Source organism: Streptomyces sp. NBC_00287, assembly GCF_036173105.1.
Lineage (GTDB): Bacteria > Actinomycetota > Actinomycetes > Streptomycetales > Streptomycetaceae > Streptomyces.
On the sequence record NZ_CP108053.1, the window covers coordinates 8,331,629 to 8,349,566 of the forward strand.

Annotated in this window: 19 protein-coding genes; 7 read left to right on the plus strand and 12 right to left on the minus strand. The window is 70.4% G+C overall.

Annotation, left to right across the window (positions count from 1 at the left end):
- Positions 1-30 precede the first annotated feature (30 nt).
- Positions 31-1,836, minus strand: coding sequence for a fatty acyl-AMP ligase (locus tag OHT76_RS37775; RefSeq protein ID WP_328875373.1), 1,806 nt, complete (start codon positions 1,834-1,836; stop codon positions 31-33).
- A 214-nt stretch (positions 1,837-2,050) separates the two neighbouring features.
- Between OHT76_RS37775 and OHT76_RS37780 the strand changes: the two genes are divergently transcribed.
- From OHT76_RS37780 to OHT76_RS37800, 5 genes are all read left to right on the plus strand, one after another.
- A complete protein-coding gene (locus OHT76_RS37780) occupies positions 2,051-2,695 on the plus strand; it encodes a 4'-phosphopantetheinyl transferase family protein (protein ID WP_328875374.1) in 645 nt (214 codons plus the stop codon).
- Between the two features lie 140 nt (positions 2,696-2,835).
- Positions 2,836-4,440, plus strand: a complete 1,605-nt coding sequence (locus OHT76_RS37785) for a DHA2 family efflux MFS transporter permease subunit (RefSeq protein WP_328875375.1) — start codon at positions 2,836-2,838, stop codon at positions 4,438-4,440.
- A 5-nt stretch (positions 4,441-4,445) separates the two neighbouring features.
- Positions 4,446-5,129, plus strand: a complete 684-nt coding sequence (locus tag OHT76_RS37790; RefSeq protein WP_328875376.1) for a TetR/AcrR family transcriptional regulator — start codon at positions 4,446-4,448, stop codon at positions 5,127-5,129.
- Complete coding sequence (locus OHT76_RS37795; RefSeq protein ID WP_328875377.1) at positions 5,126-6,340, plus strand: alpha/beta hydrolase family protein; 1,215 nt, start codon at positions 5,126-5,128, stop codon at positions 6,338-6,340. The genes OHT76_RS37790 and OHT76_RS37795 overlap by 4 nt, the downstream gene beginning before the upstream one ends.
- Positions 6,341-6,647: 307 nt before the next feature.
- The gene (locus OHT76_RS37800) at positions 6,648-7,463 is read left to right on the plus strand and encodes an AfsR/SARP family transcriptional regulator (protein ID WP_328875378.1); all 816 of its coding nucleotides are present in this window, start codon (positions 6,648-6,650) and stop codon (positions 7,461-7,463) included.
- A gap of 168 nt (positions 7,464-7,631) precedes the next feature.
- Here the strand turns inward: OHT76_RS37800 and OHT76_RS37805 are convergent, their stop codons facing one another.
- The 5 genes from OHT76_RS37805 to OHT76_RS37825 form a co-directional block, all read right to left on the minus strand.
- On the minus strand, positions 7,632-8,663 hold the full coding sequence (locus OHT76_RS37805) for an SPFH domain-containing protein (protein WP_328875379.1): 1,032 nt from the start codon (positions 8,661-8,663) through the stop codon (positions 7,632-7,634).
- 4 nt (positions 8,664-8,667) lie between these two features.
- Positions 8,668-9,099: an NfeD family protein gene (locus OHT76_RS37810; RefSeq protein ID WP_328875380.1), complete on the minus strand. Its 432-nt coding sequence runs from the start codon at positions 9,097-9,099 to the stop codon at positions 8,668-8,670.
- Positions 9,100-9,278: 179 nt separating this feature from the next.
- The gene (locus OHT76_RS37815) at positions 9,279-10,448 is read right to left on the minus strand and encodes a GTP-binding protein (RefSeq protein WP_328875381.1); all 1,170 of its coding nucleotides are present in this window, start codon (positions 10,446-10,448) and stop codon (positions 9,279-9,281) included.
- A 4-nt stretch (positions 10,449-10,452) separates the two neighbouring features.
- The gene (gene rpmF, locus OHT76_RS37820; RefSeq protein ID WP_071384327.1) at positions 10,453-10,623 is read right to left on the minus strand and encodes a 50S ribosomal protein L32; all 171 of its coding nucleotides are present in this window, start codon (positions 10,621-10,623) and stop codon (positions 10,453-10,455) included.
- 77 nt (positions 10,624-10,700) lie between these two features.
- The gene (locus tag OHT76_RS37825) at positions 10,701-11,102 is read right to left on the minus strand and encodes a (2Fe-2S) ferredoxin domain-containing protein (RefSeq protein WP_328875382.1); all 402 of its coding nucleotides are present in this window, start codon (positions 11,100-11,102) and stop codon (positions 10,701-10,703) included.
- 105 nt (positions 11,103-11,207) lie between these two features.
- Here OHT76_RS37825 and OHT76_RS37830 point away from each other — a divergent pair, with 105 nt between their 5' ends.
- Positions 11,208-11,699 carry a phosphatase domain-containing protein gene (locus OHT76_RS37830; protein WP_328875383.1) on the plus strand — a complete coding sequence of 164 codons (492 nt, stop codon included), beginning with the start codon at positions 11,208-11,210 and terminating at the stop codon, positions 11,697-11,699.
- A gap of 12 nt (positions 11,700-11,711) precedes the next feature.
- Here the strand turns inward: OHT76_RS37830 and OHT76_RS37835 are convergent, their stop codons facing one another.
- From OHT76_RS37835 to egtA, 5 genes are all read right to left on the minus strand, one after another.
- A complete protein-coding gene (locus OHT76_RS37835) occupies positions 11,712-11,927 on the minus strand; it encodes a dodecin (RefSeq protein WP_328875384.1) in 216 nt (71 codons plus the stop codon).
- 66 nt (positions 11,928-11,993) lie between these two features.
- A complete protein-coding gene (egtD, locus tag OHT76_RS37840) occupies positions 11,994-12,956 on the minus strand; it encodes an L-histidine N(alpha)-methyltransferase (RefSeq protein WP_328875385.1) in 963 nt (320 codons plus the stop codon).
- Positions 12,953-13,744 (minus strand): ergothioneine biosynthesis protein EgtC, encoded by a 792-nt coding sequence (egtC, locus tag OHT76_RS37845; RefSeq protein WP_328875386.1) that lies wholly within the window; start codon positions 13,742-13,744, stop codon positions 12,953-12,955. Before egtC ends, egtD begins: the two co-directional genes overlap by 4 nt.
- Positions 13,744-15,060 (minus strand): ergothioneine biosynthesis protein EgtB, encoded by a 1,317-nt coding sequence (egtB, locus tag OHT76_RS37850; RefSeq protein WP_328875387.1) that lies wholly within the window; start codon positions 15,058-15,060, stop codon positions 13,744-13,746. Before egtB ends, egtC begins: the two co-directional genes overlap by 1 nt.
- Positions 15,057-16,352 (minus strand): ergothioneine biosynthesis glutamate--cysteine ligase EgtA, encoded by a 1,296-nt coding sequence (gene egtA / locus OHT76_RS37855; protein WP_328875388.1) that lies wholly within the window; start codon positions 16,350-16,352, stop codon positions 15,057-15,059. The genes egtB and egtA overlap by 4 nt, the downstream gene beginning before the upstream one ends.
- Positions 16,353-16,631: 279 nt before the next feature.
- On the opposite strand from egtA, the gene OHT76_RS37860 reads away from it, so the two are divergent.
- Entirely contained in the window at positions 16,632-17,456 is an 825-nt protein-coding gene (locus OHT76_RS37860; RefSeq protein WP_328875389.1) for a TIGR02452 family protein, read from the plus strand.
- On the opposite strand, the gene OHT76_RS37865 is transcribed toward OHT76_RS37860, so the two are convergent.
- Positions 17,441-17,905 (minus strand): type II toxin-antitoxin system PemK/MazF family toxin, encoded by a 465-nt coding sequence (locus OHT76_RS37865; protein WP_443049883.1) that lies wholly within the window; start codon positions 17,903-17,905, stop codon positions 17,441-17,443. The genes OHT76_RS37860 and OHT76_RS37865 overlap by 16 nt on opposite strands.
- Positions 17,906-17,938 lie beyond the last annotated feature (33 nt).

Consider the following 17,938-nt stretch of genomic DNA (forward strand, 5'->3'; position numbering starts at 1 on the left):
CTCTCTCTCCGGAGCTGAGGCCTTCGGATCTCAACGGCGGGTGGCGGCGGGCTCGGGCGCCGCGTCCGGGGTGGCTACCAGGGCGGCAACCGCGGGCTGGAGCCGCTGGTGCAGCACCGGCAGGCTGCCGTCGAGGAACAGCTGCCGCATGAGGGTGCGCTGTGTCTTGCCGCTGGTGGTCTTGCGGATCGCGCCGGGGCGCACCAGTACCACGCTCACGGCGGGCAGTTGGAACTGATGGCTGAGCTGGGCCTGGACGGAGGTGCCGAGTCGATCCAGGTCCTGCTCCGCGGCGGCCTGGGCCCGCAGCTCCTGCACCACGACCACATGCGGGCGCTCGGACGCCTCGTCGGTGACGGTGAACACCGCGCCGCCGCCGCGCCTGAACGCCTCTCCGGACTCCTGTACGGCCTGCTCGATGTCCTGCGGATAGAGGTTGCGGCCGTGCTGGATCAGCATCTCCTTGATCCGCCCGGTGACGTAGAGCTCCTCGTCGAGCAGGGCGCCGAGGTCGCCGGTGCGGAAGTAGCCCGCGCGGCCGTCCGCCGTCACCGCCCGGAAGGTCTCGGCGGTCAGTTCCTTGCGGTTCCAGTAGCCGATGGCCACGGAGGGGCCGCGCAGCCAGATCTCGCCGACCTGGCCGCCGGGCAGCACTCGCAGGGTCACCGGATCCACGATGAGCACCTCGGTGTCCTTCGGCCGGCCGCAGCCGACCAGGGTGCGGGCGGGCCGGTCGCTGCGGGCGGGCCGCAGCTCGTCCTGTTCCAGGGCGCGGGCGTCCACGGTGAGTTCGAGGTGGGCGGCCTCGGTGTCCCCGCTGGAGACCAGCAGGGTGTTCTCGGCCAGGCCGTAGCACGGCAGGACGGCCTGCGGGCGCAGCCCGTTGGCGGCGAAGCGGCTCACGAAGGCGCGCAAGGTCTCGGCGCGTACCGGCTCGGCTCCGTTGAGGGCGACCCGCAGGCTGGACAGGTCGAGGTCTGCGGACTGTTCCTCGGTGACGCGGCGAGTGCACAGTTCGTAGCCGAAGTTGGGGGAGGCGGTGCCCTCGACCCGGTAGTCGTGGATCATCCGCAGCCAGCGGTGCGGCTGCTTGATGAAGGCGATGGGCGACATCTGCACGCTGGTGCCGCCCATCCACAGCGGGTGCAGGGTCATGCCGATGAGCCCCATGTCGTGGTAGAGCGGCAGCCAACTGCCGGCCACGACGCCCTCCGGGGTCACCATGGCGGTGCGGATGGCCTCCTCGTTGGCGGCGAGGTTGGCGTGCGTGACCATGACGCCCTTCGGCTCGCTGGTGGAGCCGGAGCTGTACTGGAGGAAGGCCACATCCGTGTCGCGCACGCGGGGCGGCGACCACAGGTCGGGGTCGGCCGCGTTGTCGGCGTCCCCGCCGGTCGCCATGCACAGCACGTCCTGCTCTCCCGCGGCGACCAGCCACGCCCCGATGGCCTGTCGGTACTCCGGGAGCGTCAGCACCGCGCCCACCTTGGCGTCCTGCAGGATGCCGTGGACCCGGGCCAGCCGTTCGCCCGGCTCGTCGGGCAGCGGTGCGGGGATGGCCGTGCGGCCTGCGTAGAAGCAGCCCAGGAAGGCCGTGACGAAGTCCAGGGTCGGCGGGTAGAGCAGCAGGACCGGACGCGAGGGGTCTTTGGACGCGTGCTGCAGTCGGGTGGCCACCAGGCGGGCCCGGCGGTCCAGTTCGGCGTAGCTGAGCTGCTCGGGCCGCATGACCGGCCCGTCCTCGTGCAGGTACACGAACGCGGCACGCTCGGGGTGGCGGTCCACGCCGGTGCGTACGGCGTCCGTCAACGTCCGGTGCTGAAGCTGGTGTGGCACGGGCTGTCCTCTCCAGGGCGATCCTTGCGACGGCACCGAGTGCCATCCGTGCTCTCAGCCTTGGGGTGCCGTGAAAAGGCGGCGTAAAGCGAAAATTGGTGCGCACGTCAAGGGTTTGGGGTTTCACCTATGGTCGAGTGCAACGGTCGGTGCCCAAGAGGACACGTACCGTGCTGGCACGCGGTGCCTGAATGGGTGGTCTGAGGAGGACTTCGTGGCCGGACCGGACGTACGCGTCGAAGCAGGACCGCTCCCGGTCCGCCCCCTGCCTCCTGGCGGGCATGCCGTCTGCCTCGGTCGGCTGGACGAATGGGCGCCCGAGGCGCGTGAACCCGTCGTCCGGGCACGGTCGTCGGGATCCCGGCGGCTGCTGCGCCACGCGGTGGCCGCGGCCGACGGAACGCAACCCCACCGAGTCGTCGTGGGCCGCGATGGCCATGGGCGGCCGGTCCTGCGTGCTCCCGAGGGGCTGGACGTCAGCATCAGTCACACGGCCGACGTGCTCGTGGCCGGCGTGGCCCGCGGTCGCCGTATCGGAGTGGACGTGGAGGCATGGGACCGCCCGCTGCTGGCGCGCGGGCTCGCCGAGAAGTTCTGCCACCCGGAGGAACTTGCGGAGCTGCGCGAACTACCGCCCGCCGAACGCAATTCGATGCTGGTACGGCTGTGGACGCTCAAGGAGGCCTACACGAAGGCGCTCGGCGTCGGGCTGGCGTACGACTTCTCGCAGCTGCGCCCCCGGCCCGTTCCGGGGACCGGCTGGTGGCTGGATCGCGCCGCACCCGGTTGGCGCCTGCGCTGCGATCACGTCCTGGACCGCTTCGTCGTCGCCCGCGCCCTGGGACCTGACGGACTGTAACCGGCACCGCCGCAATCGAGTCAGTCATGTTTCGATACACCGTTGACTCGATTGCTCGCCGGGTCTAGCGTCAACGCCACACGGCACCAGAACGGCACTCAGCTCACGATCACCCTCTTCCTGCCGAGGAGCGGAAAACCGTGGCAACTCCGTCTAGCCGCAAGCCCCCTGACCAAACGTCGCCCACCGCGCACCCGCACCGCTGGCGCGTGCTGGCCGTACTCCTGGTCGGCCTGCTGCTCGTAGTCCTGGACACGTCGATCCTCAATGTGGCCCTGAAGACCCTGGCCGAGCCCGCGCCCGAGGGCCTCGGTGCCTCACCGGGCGATCTGCAGTGGTCGATCGACTCCTACACCCTCGTCTTCGCGGCCCTGCTCTTCACCACCGGTGCGCTCGCCGACCGCTGGGGGCGCAAACGCGTCCTGCTGGCCGGGCTGTTGGTCTTCGGCGTCTGCTCCCTGTGGTCCGCCTACGCCGGCACCGCCGACGAACTGATCGTCGCGCGGGCCGGGTTGGGGGTAGGCGCCGCCCTCGTACTGCCGGCCACCCTGGCGATCATCATGGCCGTCTTCCCGCCCGCCGAGCGAGCCAAGGCCATCGGTCTTTGGGCGGGGGCCGCCGGACTCGCCGTCGCGCTCGGCCCGATCACCGGCGGCGCGCTGCTCGAACACTTCTGGTGGGGCTCGGTGTTCCTGGTCAACCTGCCCATCGTGCTGATCGGCGCCGCCGCCGCGCTCTTCGTCGTCCCCGAGTCCAAGGACCCCCGGCGCGGCAGCCTCGACCCGCTCGGCGCCGTGCTGTCCGTCACCGGGCTCACCGCACTGGTGTACGGCGTCATCCGGGGCGGAGAATCCGACAACTGGGCGGAGGCCGTGGTGTGGGGGCCGATCCTCGGCGGCCTGATGGTCCTCGGCCTGTTCGCTCTGTGGGAGCGCCGCACCGCGCGGCCCGCGCTGGACCTCGCCCTGTTCACCGTCCGCCGCTTCTCGGCCGCCGTGACCGTCATCGGCCTGGTCTTCTTCGCCCTGCTCGGCGCCACCTTCTTCCTGGTCTTCTATCTGCAGAGCGTGCGCGGCTGGACACCGCTGGAGGCCGGGTTCCTGCTGCTGCCCCTGGCCGTGGCGCAGTTGGCCTGCTCGGCGCCGGCCACGCTGCTGGCCAGGCGGATCGGGTCCGGGCCGGTGTGCGCCACCGGCATGCTGCTCACCTCACTCGCCTTCCTCGCCGTGGCCGGCGTCGACGAGCGGACCGAGGTGTGGGTGATCGAGTGCGTCCTGTTCGTCCTGGGCATCGGCATCGCCTGTGTGATGCCGCCCGCGACCTCGGCCGCCATGTCCGCCGTCTCCCAGGACCGGGCGGGCACCGGCTCGGCGGTCACCACCACCTTCCGGCAGGTGGGCGGCGCCCTCGGCGTCGCCGTCCTGGGCTCGGTGCTCTCCGTCGCCTACCGCTCCCGTATCGAGGACCACCTGACGCCGCTGCCCGCATCGGTCCGTGACACGGCGGAGGAGTCCATCGCCACCACCCTCACCGTCGCGCAGGAGCTGGGTCCGCGCGGGGCGCCGCTCGCCGGACAGGCCGTCGACGCGTTCGTCTCCGCCATGCACCTCACGGCCCTCGTCGCCGCCGCCGTCACCTTCCTCGGCGCCCTGGTCAGCCTGCTGTTCCTGCCCTCCCGTACGGCCGCTGAAGCGCCCGACGGCAATGAGGCGACCACGCGAGAAGTCCACACCACGGAGGTCTGATACGTATGCCGCACGCCGACCGAGCCGCGGCCGCCCCGGGGCCCTCCCCCCGGGGCGGTCGTCAGCGCGACCCCGCCGCCGATGAGGCGATCCTGGACAGCACCCTGGGCCTGCTCAGCGAGGGGTGCAGCTTCGGCGACCTGTCCATGGACCTGGTCGCCCAGCGCGCTGGTGTCGCCCGGGCCACCATCTACCGGCGCTGGCGCAATAAGGAAGAGCTGGTGCTGGCCGCGCTGGGCAGCCTCGACCTGCCCGTGCCGCCGCTGGACGGACTGAGCCTGCGGGACCGTCTGGTGGCCCTCGTCGACCAACTCCGCCACCGTGGTCAGGACACCAATCTGCACCGGCTGATCGGCAGTCTGCTCGGTGAGGCGGTACGCCGCCCCCAGCTGGTGGAGCGCTTCGAGAACACGGTCGTCGCCGCCCGGCACGAGGCGCTGCTGCGGGTCCTGCGCGACGGCATCGACGCCGGTGAGCTGTGCGGGGACCTCGACCTGGACGACGCGATCGAGATGCTCACCGGGCCGATGGCCGCCCGGCTGATCCTGCGTCAACGCCCGGTGGAATCCGTGGTGTTCGCCGAGCGCATCGTCGACACGTTCCTGAACGGAACCCGCACGGTCCGTGCCGGGATCAGCCCGGGCACGACACCGGAGCACCTCCCACAACCAGAGGAGCCGCTGCCATGAAATTCCTGTTCGACGACCCCGCCTTCGACTACCAGGCGTTGCGCGCCGCCGGCTATGCCGACTACGGCGGTGCGCAGCTCGGCGAGGTCGTCGCGGTCGCCTCCCGGATCCCCGGCGGAGACACCGTCGCCTGGCGGCACGCGTGGACTGCGCTCGCCGAACGCGTCCACGGCCTGGCCACCGCGGCGCGCGGCGAGGGACGCACCGTCGACGCCCGGGCCGCGCTGCTGCGGGCGCACAACTACTACCGCACCGCCGAGTTCTTCGAGCGGGACGACCCGCACGGCGCCGAGGCCCTGCGGCTGATGCGCCTGTCCCGGGAGACCTTCGCCGACGCCGCAGCGCTCATGGAGCGGCCACCGCAGTTCACCCGCATCCCCTACGAGGACACCTCACTGCCCGCCTATCTCTACCGGGTGGACGACTCCGACGAGCCCCGGCCGACGATCATCCACCACGGCGGGCTCGACTCCACGGTCGAAGAGGGCTACTTCTTCGTGGCCGCGGCAGCCCTCGCCCACGGCTGGAACTGCCTGTGCTTCGAGGGGCCCGGACAGGGCTCCGTCCTGCGTGACCAGGGGCTGGTCTTCAGGCCCGACTGGGAGCAGGTCGTCACCCCGGTGGTGGACCACGCGCTGTCCCTGCCCGGCGTGGACCCCGACCGCCTGGCGCTGGTCGGCACCAGCCTCGGCGGTCTGCTCGCGGTACGGGCGGCCGCGTTCGAGCACCGGCTGGCCGGCTGCGTCGCCCATGACGCGGTCTGGCAGCTGGGCGACGTCGTTCCGCTGCCGCCGTTCGTGCTGGACTGGGTCGAGCAGGGACACGACGACTTCGCCAACCCGGTCATGTGGGGGATCGCCGCCCAGCAGACCTTCACCCGCTGGCTGCTGCGGCACGCCCTGTGGACCTTCGGCGTCGACACCCCGGCCGGGCTGCTGCGCCGACTGCCCGCGTTCGGCCTGTCGGAGGTCATCGGCAAGGTGCGCTGTCCCGTGCTCGTCATGGACGCGGAAGAGGACATGTTCTTCGCCGGCCTCGAACACGCGAAGAAGGTCTACACGGGACTGAACTCGCCCAAGACGCTTCAGGTGTTCACCGCGGACGAGGGCGGCGGGGCGCACTGCCACTCGGGTGCCATGCGGCTCTTCCACGACCGGCTCTTCTCGTGGCTGACGCAGAGCCTCGGGACGGGACGGGCGGTCGCGGTCTGACCGTCGCCACAGCAAGCGCGCGGTGCCCGGTCCGCTCGTCCGCGGGCCGGGCCGTTCGCGTGACACGATTCATGGCCGATTCAATTCGAGCGGCCGAATTTCATTCCCGAAACTCGTATCCGGGCGGCCCGAGTTCTATTGTCCTTAATAGCGGTGTAACGGGGAGGGGGTGGCACCGAAGGAGGAGCTAGCATATGCTTCACGCACTAGTGGCGATATTGCCGACTATGTGGCGTCCCAGACCTGAGGGCGGACGGGGGAACCAGAATCAGTTGAATGCGTACCTACGCATTCTGGGGGGTTTGCTGTGGCCCTGTCCTCTGTACAGGCTGACCAGCCACTGCGCTATGACCTGCTCGGGCGCCTGCGGGTGACCCGGGACGGTTTCGACCTGACGCCCGAGCCACCGAAGCTCGCGAAACTCCTCGCCCTGCTCCTGATCAGGTCGGGTGAGCCGGTGGCCGGCGAGAAACTCGTGGCAGAACTGTGGGAGCAGGATCCGCCGCGCTGCGCGTTCGCCAGCCTGCGGGTGTACATCTCACAGCTGCGAAAAATTCTGAGCAGTCCGAATGGCATCTCACCCATCATCACGACGCCACTCGGATACATTCTCGACACGACGGGGACGGTGACGGATCTCCACGAATTCGAGCTGCTCTACACCCGTGGCCGGGAACGCTATGTGTCGGCTGATTTCTCACATGCGTCCGAACTTCTCCGCCGGGCGCTGTCCCTGTGGCGAGGCCCCGTTCTGGAGGGCATTCCCGGCTCGCTGGTCATCGATTCGTTCACCGCTGTCCAGGACGAGAGACGGCTGAATTGCACCGAACTGAGGATGCACGCGGCGCTGGCTCTCGGCTGCCATCACGAGACGATCGAGGAACTGCGCGGCCTGGTCCTCCAGCACCCGCTGCGGGAGCCCTTCCACCACCAGCTCATGGTCGCCCTGTACCGGGCGAACCGCCAGGGAGACGCGCTGGCCGTGTACCGCAGCGCCCGCCGGGTGCTCAGAGAGGAACTGGGAGTCGAGCCGGGCCCGTCACTGCGCCTCGCCCATGAGGCGATCCTGCGGGCGGACCCGGAGCGACTGGAGGCCGCCGGGGTCATTCCGGCCCTGCGCTGAGCGGGTACGTGGCCTGGATGAGTCGTCCTGGGTCGTTCGTGGCCGCCGGACGGAGATCGAGCCCGGCGCCGAAGAGCCCTCGGTGTAGGGCACGAGTTCGGGTGTGGCACTGAACAGGTGGCGGAGGCGGCCGGGGATCTCCATCCCCGGCCGGTTCCGCGCCCTTGGTCAGTGTGGGGGATTGGACCGGAGGGCATCCGGGGTGATGCCATCGGCCTCGGCCGCGTCGGCAAGGGCCGCGGCAGCGGCTTCCTCGGCCTGAGCTTTGTCGTCGGCGGCTTGGGCGGCGCTGTCGTCCGAGGGCTTTTCCCGGGTCGCCGGCGACTGCGGCAGCACCTCGCTGAAGGCGCGGGACACGCCTTGGAGCGCGGCGGTCACCTCGCTGGGAATCACCCAGAACGTACTGCCCGAGTTCTGCGCGATCTGGGGCAGCATCTGGAGGTACTGGTAGGCGAGCAATTTGGGGTCCGGGTCGTTGCGGTGCACGGCCTGGAACACCTCGTCGATGGCTCGGGACTGCCCCTCGGCCTGGAGGATCGCAGCGGTACGGTTGCCCTCCGCGCGCAGGACAGCGGCCTGCTTGTCGCCCTCGGCGGTCAGAATCTGTGACTGGCGCTGCCCCTCGGCCCCGAGAATCGCGGCCCGCTTGTCCCGCTCGGCCCGCATCTGCTTCTGCATCGCGTCCTTGATGGACTGGGGAGGGTCGATGGCCTTGATCTCCACCCGGTTGACCCGCAGCCCCCACTTGCCGGTGGCCTCGTCCAGCACGCCGCGCAGCTGGCTGTTGATGGTGTCCCGTGAGGTGAGGGTCTTCTCCAGGTCCATGGACCCCACGACGTTGCGCAAGGTCGTGACGGTGAGCTGCTCGACCGCTTGCAGGAAATTCGCGATCTCGTAGAAAGCCGCTCGTGGATCGGTGACCTGGAAATACAGTACGGTGTCGATTTCGACGACCAGATTGTCTTCTGTGATGACTGGCTGCGGTTTGAAGGAGACGACCTGTTCCCGAAGGTCGATCACCGGATGAACGCGGTCGATGTAAGGGATGACGAGGCTGAGGCCGGGAGTCAGGGTCCGGTGATAGCGGCCGAGTCGCTCGACATTGCGAGCGCGTGCCTGTGGCACGATACGGACCGCCCGTATCACGGTGAAAACCGCGATCAGCGCGACGATGAGTCCGGCGATGAGCAATGCGTCCATGGTTTCAGTCCCGTGGGTAGACGATCGCGGTGGCGCCGTTGATCTCTATGACGTCGACGGTCTTACCGGCGGGAATCACCAGCGTCTCGTCGTACGCGCGGGCCGTCCACTCCTCGCCGTCGATCCGGACCCTGCCGTCCAGGCCCGTCACCTCGGAGATGACGTAGGCACCCCTGCCGACCAGCGCATCTATACCGAACCGCTCGGTTTGAGGCTGGAGCACATGGCGCAACGCAATGGGGCGCACGAATACCACGGTGACCGTGGAGACGAGGGCGAACACCAAGAACTGGAAGGGCGGCGACAGCCCGATCGCGGCGGACCCCGCCGTGACCAACGCGGCCACACTCAGCATTCCGAGCGCAGCCGTCAGGGTGAAGATCTCCGCCCCAGCCAACACAGCTGCGATGATCAACCAGATCAGCCATGGATCCATTGCGTGCCTCTTCTGACCGATACGGGGACGGAAGGGCTTGACTCTCTCCATTGGACCCCGATACGGCTGCCGGCGATACCCCCGGGACCGGAATCCCCATCGAGCGATCGAGTTGTACTGACGCAACGCCCCGCAAAGACGCTCCACCAGGTCAGCCACTGTTTCCGCGTCAGCCGGTCTCAGTGCGCGGCCACGCCGGCTTCGTGGTCGCAGGCCTCGTCGATACCGTAGGTGTCCCAGTCGGGGAACGGGTCGGCGGGTGGGAGGCTCTCGCCGGGGGCCATCAGGCAGCCGGTGAGAGCCGATTGGAGTGCCTTCGCATCCAACTGCGTGCCGATGAAGACCAGTTCCTGGGCATGCGGGGCCTCGTCGTCGCGGGCTGCGGAGGGCTCGAAACGGGCCACCGAGCCGGCCTGCGACCACAGCCCCGTCACCCGAGGGCGGCTGGCGAGGGTGAAGAACCCCTTGGAACGCAGCACCTTCCCGTACGCGCCGCTGTCGAGCTCCTCGGTGACGAGCGCCCACAACCGCCCGGGGTGGAAGGGGAGTTCGGAGCGGAACACCGTCGACGAGATCCCGTACTCCTCGGTCTCGGGGACGTGGTCGCCGTTGAGTTCCCGCACCCAGCCGGGGGCCTGCTGGGCGCGCTCCAGGTCGAACAGCCGGGTGCCGAGCACCTCTTGGAGACGTACGTGTCCCTGCACGGCGTCGACGATCCGCGCGGCCGGGTTGAGGCGGCCCAGTGCCGCGCGCAGCCGGTCCGCCGTCACCTCGTCGACGAGGTCCAGCTTGTTGAGCACGATGACATCCGCGAACTCGACCTGGTCGACGAGGAGATCGCTGACCGTGCGCTCGTCGTCCTCGTACGGGGCGAGGCCGCGCTCGGCGAGTTCGTCGCCACTGTCCAGCTCGGTCAGGAAGTTGGCCGCGTCGACGACCGTGACCATCGTGTCCAGGAGGGCCAGATCGCCGAGGGTGGCGCCGTCGTCGCGGGCGAAGGCGAAGGTGGCCGCGACAGGCATGGGCTCGGAAATGCCCGAACTCTCAATGAGTAGATGGTCGAAGCGGCCCTCGCGGGCCAGCCGGTCGACCTCCTCCAGCAGATCGTCGCGCAGGGTGCAGCAGATACAGCCGTTGGTCATCTCGACCAGGCGTTCCTCGGTCCGCGACAGCGCGGCCTCGCCGCCGCGCACCAGCGCCGCGTCGATGTTGACCTCGCTCATGTCGTTGACGATGACGGCCACCCGAAGGCCCTCGCGGTTGCTGAGGACGTGGTTGAGCAGCGTGGTCTTGCCCGCCCCGAGGAACCCGGAGAGCACGGTGACGGGCAGGCGGCGGTCGTCGGTCATCCGCTCAGCCCTCGGGGCGCAGCAGCCCGCGCTCGTACGCCTTGACCAGGCGCTGCGGTACGAGGTGCTGGACGCCGTCGACGGTGACCGGCACCAGGGTGGGGGTGGCGGCCTTCCACTGCGCTCGGCGGTGGCGGGTGTTGCTGCGGGACATCTTCCGCTTGGGGACAGCCATGACGAACCTCCTCGGTGGGTGAACACCGAGGACGCTACATGAAAATGGATCCCATTAACAATCAGTGCTTCCGCAGGTCAGCGCCGCGAGCGCACCCTCGCATCCTTCGGCGCCTCGATGAACTGCAACTCCAGCGTCACCGGCGGCTGCGCCACGCCCGGCCCGCCGGCCGCCACCCAGCGCACGACCTCCTCGGTGCTGTCGTCGTCCGTGGCGAAGCCGATCCACGTCGGCCGTCCGCCCGCCCGTCGCCCCGCCGCCGAGGGGCCGACGACCATGACGTTCGCCTGGTCGCAGGGGCCCAGACAGTCCGTCGTACGGATGCGGAAGCCGTGCTCGGCGGCCGCGGCGCGCAGCAGCTCCAGTTGGCCCGCGTGGTCCGTACCCGGGTGCTTGCGGGCGTTGCCGCAGCAGCAGCCCCGGCAGACGACGAGCGAGCAGGCGGAGCCGGTCATGGATGTGCGGGGCGTCGAAGGCATGACAGAAGTGTGAGGCCTGCGGAGATCGTTCTGATCACCGGGCCCGCCCGCTGCGGACAGAGATCGTTCTGATCACCGGGCCGCCCGCTGCGTAGAGTTGGCGCCGTGACCGACAGCAGCAAGCGGCCGCTCGCCGTGTTCGACCTCGACAACACCCTCGCCGATACCGCCCACCGGCAGCGGTTCCTGGAGTCCAAGCCCCGTGACTGGGACGCCTTCTTCGCCGCCGCGCCCGCGGACCCGCCCATCGCGGAAGGGATCGCGCTCGTACTGGCCGGCGCCGAGGAGTGCGAGGTGGTCTACCTGACCGGGCGCCCCGAGCGCTGCCGACCGGACACGCTGGAGTGGCTCGCCGCCCAAGGGCTGCCCGAAGGGCGTGTGTACATGCGCCGCAACGACGACCGCAGGCCCGCCCGGCGCACCAAGCTGGAGATCCTCCGCCGCCTGGCCAGGACCCGGGAGATCCGGGTCCTGGTGGACGACGACGAGCTGGTGTGCGAGGACGCCGAACGGGCGGGGTTCACCGTCGTACGGGCGCGGTGGGCCGCCCCCTCCGCCGCGCTGAAGACCGCGCAGGAGCGGGAGGGGCGGACCTGAGGTCCGGCTTGCTCAGTCGTTGTCCTCCAGGCGGAAGCCGACCTTCATGGTCACCTGCCAGTGCGCGATCTGCCCCTCCTCGAGCTGGCCACGCACCTCGACCACCTCGAACCAGTCCAGATTGCGCAGGGTCTGCGAGGCCCGCTCGATGCCGTTGCGGATCGCCTGGTCCACGCCCTCGGGCGAGGTACCGACGATATCCGTGACCCGGTAGGTGTGGTTCGACATGTGGGTGCTCCTCTCACACGCGTCACTCCACCGTGCCCCAAGGCGGGACATCGCGCGAGCCGTCCGTCACCGTGCCACGCTCAGCGACAGCGCGAACCGGCCATCGCCGTCCGTCCACCAGTGGGTCAGCTCAAGACCCGCAGCGGACAGTTCGGCGCGCACGCCCTCCTTCCGGAACTTCGCCGACACCTCGGTGTGCAGCTCCTCCCCGGCCGCGAAGTCGACGGCGAGATCCAGCGCGGGCACCTTCACCGTCTGTGCGGTACGGGCCCGCAGCCGCATTTCGATCCACTCGTTCTCGGCGTCCCACAGCGCCACATGGTCGAAGGCGCCGGGATCGAAGTCGGCGCCGAGCTCACGGTTGACGACCGTCAGGACGTTCTTGTTGAACGCGGCCGTCACCCCGGCCGCGTCGTCGTACGCCCTGACCAGCACTTTCTCGTCCTTCACCAGGTCGGTGCCGAGGAGCAGCGCGTCGCCGGGGGTCATCAGACCCCGCACTCCGGCGAGGAAGGCCGCGCGCTCGGCAGGGAGCAGGTTGCCGATCGTGCCGCCGAGGAACGCCACCAGCCGGGGACCCGGCGTGTCGGGCAGGGTGAGCCCGCCGGTGAAGTCGGCGATCAGCGCGTGCACGTCCAGTCCTGGCCGCTCCTCGATGAGCGCCTGCCCGGCCTGGGTGAGGGCGCTGTCACTGACGTCGACGGGGACGTACGTGTGCAGTTCGGTGAGCGCGTCGATGACGTACCGCGTCTTCTCCGAGGAGCCGGAGCCCAGTTCGACCAGGGTGCGGGCGTGTGTGGCGGCCGCGATCTCGTCGGCTCGGGCGATGAGGATCTCGCGTTCGGCGCGCGTCGGGTAGTACTCGGGCAACTCCGTGATCTGCTCGAAGAGTTCGCTGCCGTGGGCGTCGTAGAACCACTTCGGCGGGAGGGTCTTGGGGGTGCGGGTCAGGCCCTGCAGGACGTCGGCGCGCAGAGCGGCCTCCGTGGCGTCCTCGGGCAGTTGGCGGGTGAGAAGGAACGGGCTCACGTGCGGGGCTCCTTGGAGGCTGCGGGTGCCGAGGTCTCGCCCGGCTCCTTCAGGGGAGTGAGAATGACGTCCGTGCGGCTCGCGACGAGGAGCGTGCGGTCCGGGACCTCGTGCCAGAGCGGATCGTCGTCGTACGGTTCGGAGGCCACGACCGTGCCGTGGCCGGGTGTCGTGAGGTACCACAGCGTGTCGCCCCAGGCGGTCGCCGTGATGGTGTCGCCGCTGGTCAGCAGCAGGTTCAGACGGGCGCCCGGCGCGGCCTCGGCGACTTCCCGGACCGTGTCGGCCAGCGCCTGTCCCTCGTCGTCCCCGGCGCGCAGCCGGGCCAGGACCAGCGCCCACACGAACGCCGAGTCGTTACGGGCCTCCAGCGACAGCAGATCCGTCGCGGACAGGGTCCGGGTGAGCGGCGCGAGGGAGTCGGGCCAGCCCGGTACGGCGCCGTTGTGGCTGAACAGCCAAGCGCCGGAGGCGAAGGGCGCCGCCGCGGCCTCCGCGTCCGCACCGGAGAGGGTCGCGTCGCGGACCGCCGCCAGCAGGGAGGTCGTCCGTACGACGCGGGCGAGATCGGTGAAGGACAGGTCCGCCCAGATCGGCCCGGCCCGCCGGTAGCGGGCCGGTACCGGATCGCCTTCCGCATACCAACCGACGCCAAAACCATCGGCGTTGACCGTGCCGTACCGCTGCCGCCTGGGTGCCCAGGATTGGCGGTACAGGCCGTGCGGGGGCTGCACGAGGTATCTGCCGAGCGGCTCCTCGGGCCCCAGATACGCCAGATGACGGCACATCAGACGGCCTCCGAGCGGGCCGTGCGGAACCCGGAGAAGATCTGCCGGCGGATCGGGTAGTCCCAGTTGCGGAACGTGCCCCGGCAGGCGACCGCGTCCACGGCGAACGCACCGCCGCGCAGCACCTTGTACTCCGGCCCGAAGAACACCTCCGAGTACTCCTTGTACGGGAACGCCACGAACCCGGGGTAGGGCAGGAAGTCGCTCGCCGTCCACTCCCACACGTCGCCGATCAACTGGCGTACGCCGAGCGGCGATTCGCCCTCCGGGTAGCTGCCGACGGGGGCCGGGCGCAGATGGCGCTGGCCGAGGTTGGCGTGCTCGGGGGACGGGTCGGCGTCGCCCCAGGGGTAGCGCGTGGAGCGGTCGCCGGCCGGATCGTGGCGGGCGGCCTTCTCCCACTCGGCCTCGGTGGGCAGTCGCCGTCCGGCCCAGCGGGCGTAGGCGTCGGCCTCGTACCAACTCACATGCAACACAGGCTCGTTCGGCGGCACGATCTCGGTGACGCCGAAGCGGCGGCGCAGCCACTGCTTGCCGTCGCGGTGCCAGAACAGCGGGGCGTGGATGGAGTGCTGCCGGATGTGCGCCCACCCCGCCGGGTCCCACCAGCGCTCGTTCTCGTAGCCGCCGTCCTCGATGAACGCCTGGTAGGCGCCGTTGGACACGGGTGTGGTGTCGATGTGGAAGGGTGCCACCTCGCGGCGGTGCGCGGGGCGTTCGTTGTCCAGTGCCCATGGCTCGTCCGAGGTGCCCATGGTGAACGGGCCGCCGGGGACGAGGACTTCGGCCGGTCCGGTGAACAGCGGGGCCGGTTCCGGGTCAGGGGCGGTCAGGGCCTGCGGGCCCTTGCGAAGCTGATGGGTGATCAGCATCGTTTCGTCGTGCTGCTGTTCGTGCTGGGCGATCATCCCGAAGGCGAAGCCCGCCTCGGTCAGCCGGGTCCCGTGGAACGCGGTGCTCTCCAGCAGGTCCAACACCCGGCCGCGCACGTCGGCAGCGTAGGTGCGGGCCTCGGCGGGCGGCAGCAGCGGCAGGGTGGGGCGCTCGGAGCGCGGGTGCTCGAAGGCGTCGTAGAGGCTGTCGATCTCGGGGCGCATGGCCTCCCGGCCCGCGACGGCCCGCAACAGCCACTGCTCCTCCTGGTTGCCGATGTGCGCCAGGTCCCACACCAGCGGCGACATCAGCGGGGAGTGCTGCGCGGTGAGGTCGGGGTCCTCGACGCAGCTGGTGAGCAGGGTGGTGCGGTCGCGGGCGGTGACGAGTGTGGTCACGGCCCGTTCCCTCAGCGCCTCGGTGTCGATGGCGGGGTCGGTCATGTGCGGATGTCCTTCCCGTGCAGGCGGTCGAGCAGATCGTCGGCGGGGGAGCGGCCCCGGCTGATGTAGCGGTCCCGGTACGCCGCGACAGCCGCCGTGACCTCGGGTGTGGCACCGAGCCGGGGCAGCGCCTCCAGCGCCGCCCGGAAGCATGTGACAGCCGCCTCGTGCAGCTCGGGGTCGGACAGGCCGTGCCGGGCCGCGTCCGCCCACAGCGGGTTGTGCGGCGCGGGCACCGGCTGGGCCCGCTCGGCCAGCGGCTTGACCGCGCGGTAGGCGGTCTCGGCGGCCTCCGCGTCGTCGAACAGTGCGGCCGTCACGGCGAGCGGGACGATCCAGCCGTCCTCGCCCGGCTGTGCGTCGATCATGCGCAGTTCGAGATGGCCGCGTGGTCTGACCGGCGGAAACAGGGTCGTGAGGTGATAGCCGAGGTCCTCCTGGGTGGGCGGTCTCGGCACCGCCGATCTGGTCCACTCCCGGAAGGTGAGCTCGTCCGGGACCTCCCACGGCCCGCTGTCCCGGCGTACGCACATCACCGGCGCGTCCAGGACGTGCCGGGCCCATGCGGCGCGCGGATCGCCGTCCAGCGGGGGAGCGCCCGCCCGGTCCGCGCCGATCTCCATCCACATCAGCTGACGGGTGGAGCGCCAGCCGGTGGGCTCGTTCCCGGCGAGGGGGGAGTTGGCGAAGGCCGCCACCAGGACCGCGCCGAGCTGATGGGCGAGCCACCAGCGCCGTACATGGCCGAGCGGTCCCGGCTCCTCGTGGCCGGCGTCGAGGCAGACCTGGACGGAGGCCGAGGTGCACATCATGGCGCGGCCGGCCGGACCTCTGCGGTCCAGACAGGCCTCCATGGCGTCGTAGCGGGGTTCGCGCAGATAGCGGCGGGGTTCGTGCCAGGGATCCTGGCCGATGCCGACCAGTCCGAGACCGTGCTCGCGCAGGGTCGCGCGGACGGCGTCGAGGTCGGCGGAGACGGTACCGATGCACTCCATCAGGGAGGCGGCGGGCGGCGAGCTCAGTTCCAGCTGGCCGCCGGGCTCAATGGTGAGCGCCGACCTCAGAGGCACGGTCCGCAGGGCGGCGTAGGCCGCTCGCAGTCGTTCGGGTGTGACGGGGAGCTGCGGGCTGCGCAGCTCATGGACGAGCCATTCCACCTCGACACCGAGGGTGCGGGGCGGGCCGGTCTTGAAACAGATACCGCGGACCAGGGCCTCGACCTCGGCCTCGGAGACCGAGGTGCGGGGCTTGGTACAGCCGCTCGGTGAAGAGCCGCTGGATGAATCGGGCATATCGGAATCCTCCTGATATTCCACCATGCCACCGGCCCGGCATTTCGGGTGGGCCGGGACAGCACACTCGTCCCACCCAAGACGGTGAACCGGCTCCGCACAAGGGCGCGTCTCGGGATGTTCCGGATCGGTCACATCCAGTTCCCGCACGTTTTCGGGGGCGTTCGCGGACCCGGAAAATCTGTTGCACCACCTGTCGAGCATCGCCCACGATGCGTGCATGAGCACGACGGGGGAGCACGCCCGGCGCGCGCTCACGGCGCTCACGGGGGTGGCGCCATGAGCGCGCGCCTGCGGGGCATCGCACAGCAGACGGAACAGATCGTGGCGGCGGGTTTCTACGGCGCCTCCGACGGCCGCGAGGTATCGATCGCGGCGGAGGTGTCAGCCGCCCGGCGAGGGACGCGCATGTACGGGCCGGGTGCGGTCCCGGTGCCCTCCGCGCCTTCCGTGGAGACGTTCTTCGAGGTCACGGGCGAGAGCAGCCTGGAGGCTGCGCGCCGGCTCGGCGCCGGGACAGCCGTACTGAACTTCTCCTCGGCCCGCAACCCCGGCGGCGGCTACCTCAACGGCGCACAGGCCCAGGAGGAGGCCCTGTGCCGCGCCTCCGCGCTCTACACCTGCCTGATCGAGGTCCGCGAGTTCTACGACCACCACCGAGCCCACCGCGACCCCTTCTACACGGACCGTGTCATCCACTCACCCGCCGTGCCCGTCTTCCGCGACGACCGCGGCCGACTGCTGGACTCGCCGTACACGGCCGGCTTCCTGACATCCGCGGCGCCGAACGCCGGAGTTGTCAGGCGTACGGCACCGGAGCGCGCCGCGGAACTCCCGCGGGCCCTCGCTGTCCGCGCCGAGCGGGTGCTGGAGGTGGCCGCAGCCCACGGCTACCGGCGACTGGTGCTGGGCGCCTGGGGCTGCGGGGTGTTCCAGAACGACCCGGTGCAGGTGGCGGGGGCGTTCCGGGCGTTGCTCGGGCCGGGCGGACGGTTCGAGGGCCGTTTCGAGCACGTGGTGTTCGGAATCCTGGACCGCACGCCAGGGGCGACGACCAGGGCGGCCTTCGAACGGGCGTTCCCGGAGCCTCAGCTCCAGCCATAACGCTCCCGCAGCCGATGCCGGACCGAGTTGAACCGCATCCGGTCCAGCGCACACGCCTCGCGCCGCATACCCCGCTCGTGCAGCCGCAGCACCCGCTCGACGTCGACCCAGGAGTCCCGCCCGGACTTGTCCCAGGGGCCGTTCCCGATCGGCACCCACTCGCGGTCCCCGTCATGCCGCTTGCTGGACAACTGCACGGCGAGGAAGGTGCCACCCGGCTCCCGGGCCACGACCAGCACCGGCCGGTCCTTGCCCCGGCCGTCGTTCTCCTCGTACGGCACCCAAGTCCACACGATCTCCCCGGGATCCGGGTCGCCGTCGTGCGCGGGCGAGTACTCCGTGCGCACCCGGCCCACCTCGCGGGGGTCGGCCTCGACGGTGGCGAAGGGGCCATGTCGGCCGGGGGCGTTCTCTTCGGTCTCTTCGGTGGACGCAGTCACGGGGATCACGTTAGAGCGTGCCGCCGGGCGAACCGACGCCGG

What these genes read in the sequence shown, in the direction of transcription:
- OHT76_RS37810 (WP_328875380.1), bottom strand. Translation starts at nt 9,099, where the DNA reads ATGGATCCATGGCTGATCTGGTTGATCATCGCAGCTGTGTTGGCTGGG.
- OHT76_RS37795 (WP_328875377.1), top strand. Translation starts at nt 5,126, where the DNA reads ATGAAATTCCTGTTCGACGACCCCGCCTTCGACTACCAGGCGTTGCGC.
- OHT76_RS37790 (WP_328875376.1), top strand. Translation starts at nt 4,446, where the DNA reads ATGCCGCACGCCGACCGAGCCGCGGCCGCCCCGGGGCCCTCCCCCCGG.
- OHT76_RS37835 (WP_328875384.1), bottom strand. Translation starts at nt 11,927, where the DNA reads ATGTCGAACCACACCTACCGGGTCACGGATATCGTCGGTACCTCGCCC.
- OHT76_RS37860 (WP_328875389.1), top strand. Translation starts at nt 16,632, where the DNA reads ATGAGCGCGCGCCTGCGGGGCATCGCACAGCAGACGGAACAGATCGTG.
- OHT76_RS37825 (WP_328875382.1), bottom strand. Translation starts at nt 11,102, where the DNA reads ATGCCTTCGACGCCCCGCACATCCATGACCGGCTCCGCCTGCTCGCTC.
- OHT76_RS37805 (WP_328875379.1), bottom strand. Translation starts at nt 8,663, where the DNA reads ATGGACGCATTGCTCATCGCCGGACTCATCGTCGCGCTGATCGCGGTT.
- rpmF (WP_071384327.1), bottom strand. Translation starts at nt 10,623, where the DNA reads ATGGCTGTCCCCAAGCGGAAGATGTCCCGCAGCAACACCCGCCACCGC.
- egtA (WP_328875388.1), bottom strand. Translation starts at nt 16,352, where the DNA reads ATGCCCGATTCATCCAGCGGCTCTTCACCGAGCGGCTGTACCAAGCCC.
- egtB (WP_328875387.1), bottom strand. Translation starts at nt 15,060, where the DNA reads ATGACCGACCCCGCCATCGACACCGAGGCGCTGAGGGAACGGGCCGTG.
- OHT76_RS37815 (WP_328875381.1), bottom strand. Translation starts at nt 10,448, where the DNA reads ATGACCGACGACCGCCGCCTGCCCGTCACCGTGCTCTCCGGGTTCCTC.
- egtC (WP_328875386.1), bottom strand. Translation starts at nt 13,744, where the DNA reads ATGTGCCGTCATCTGGCGTATCTGGGGCCCGAGGAGCCGCTCGGCAGA.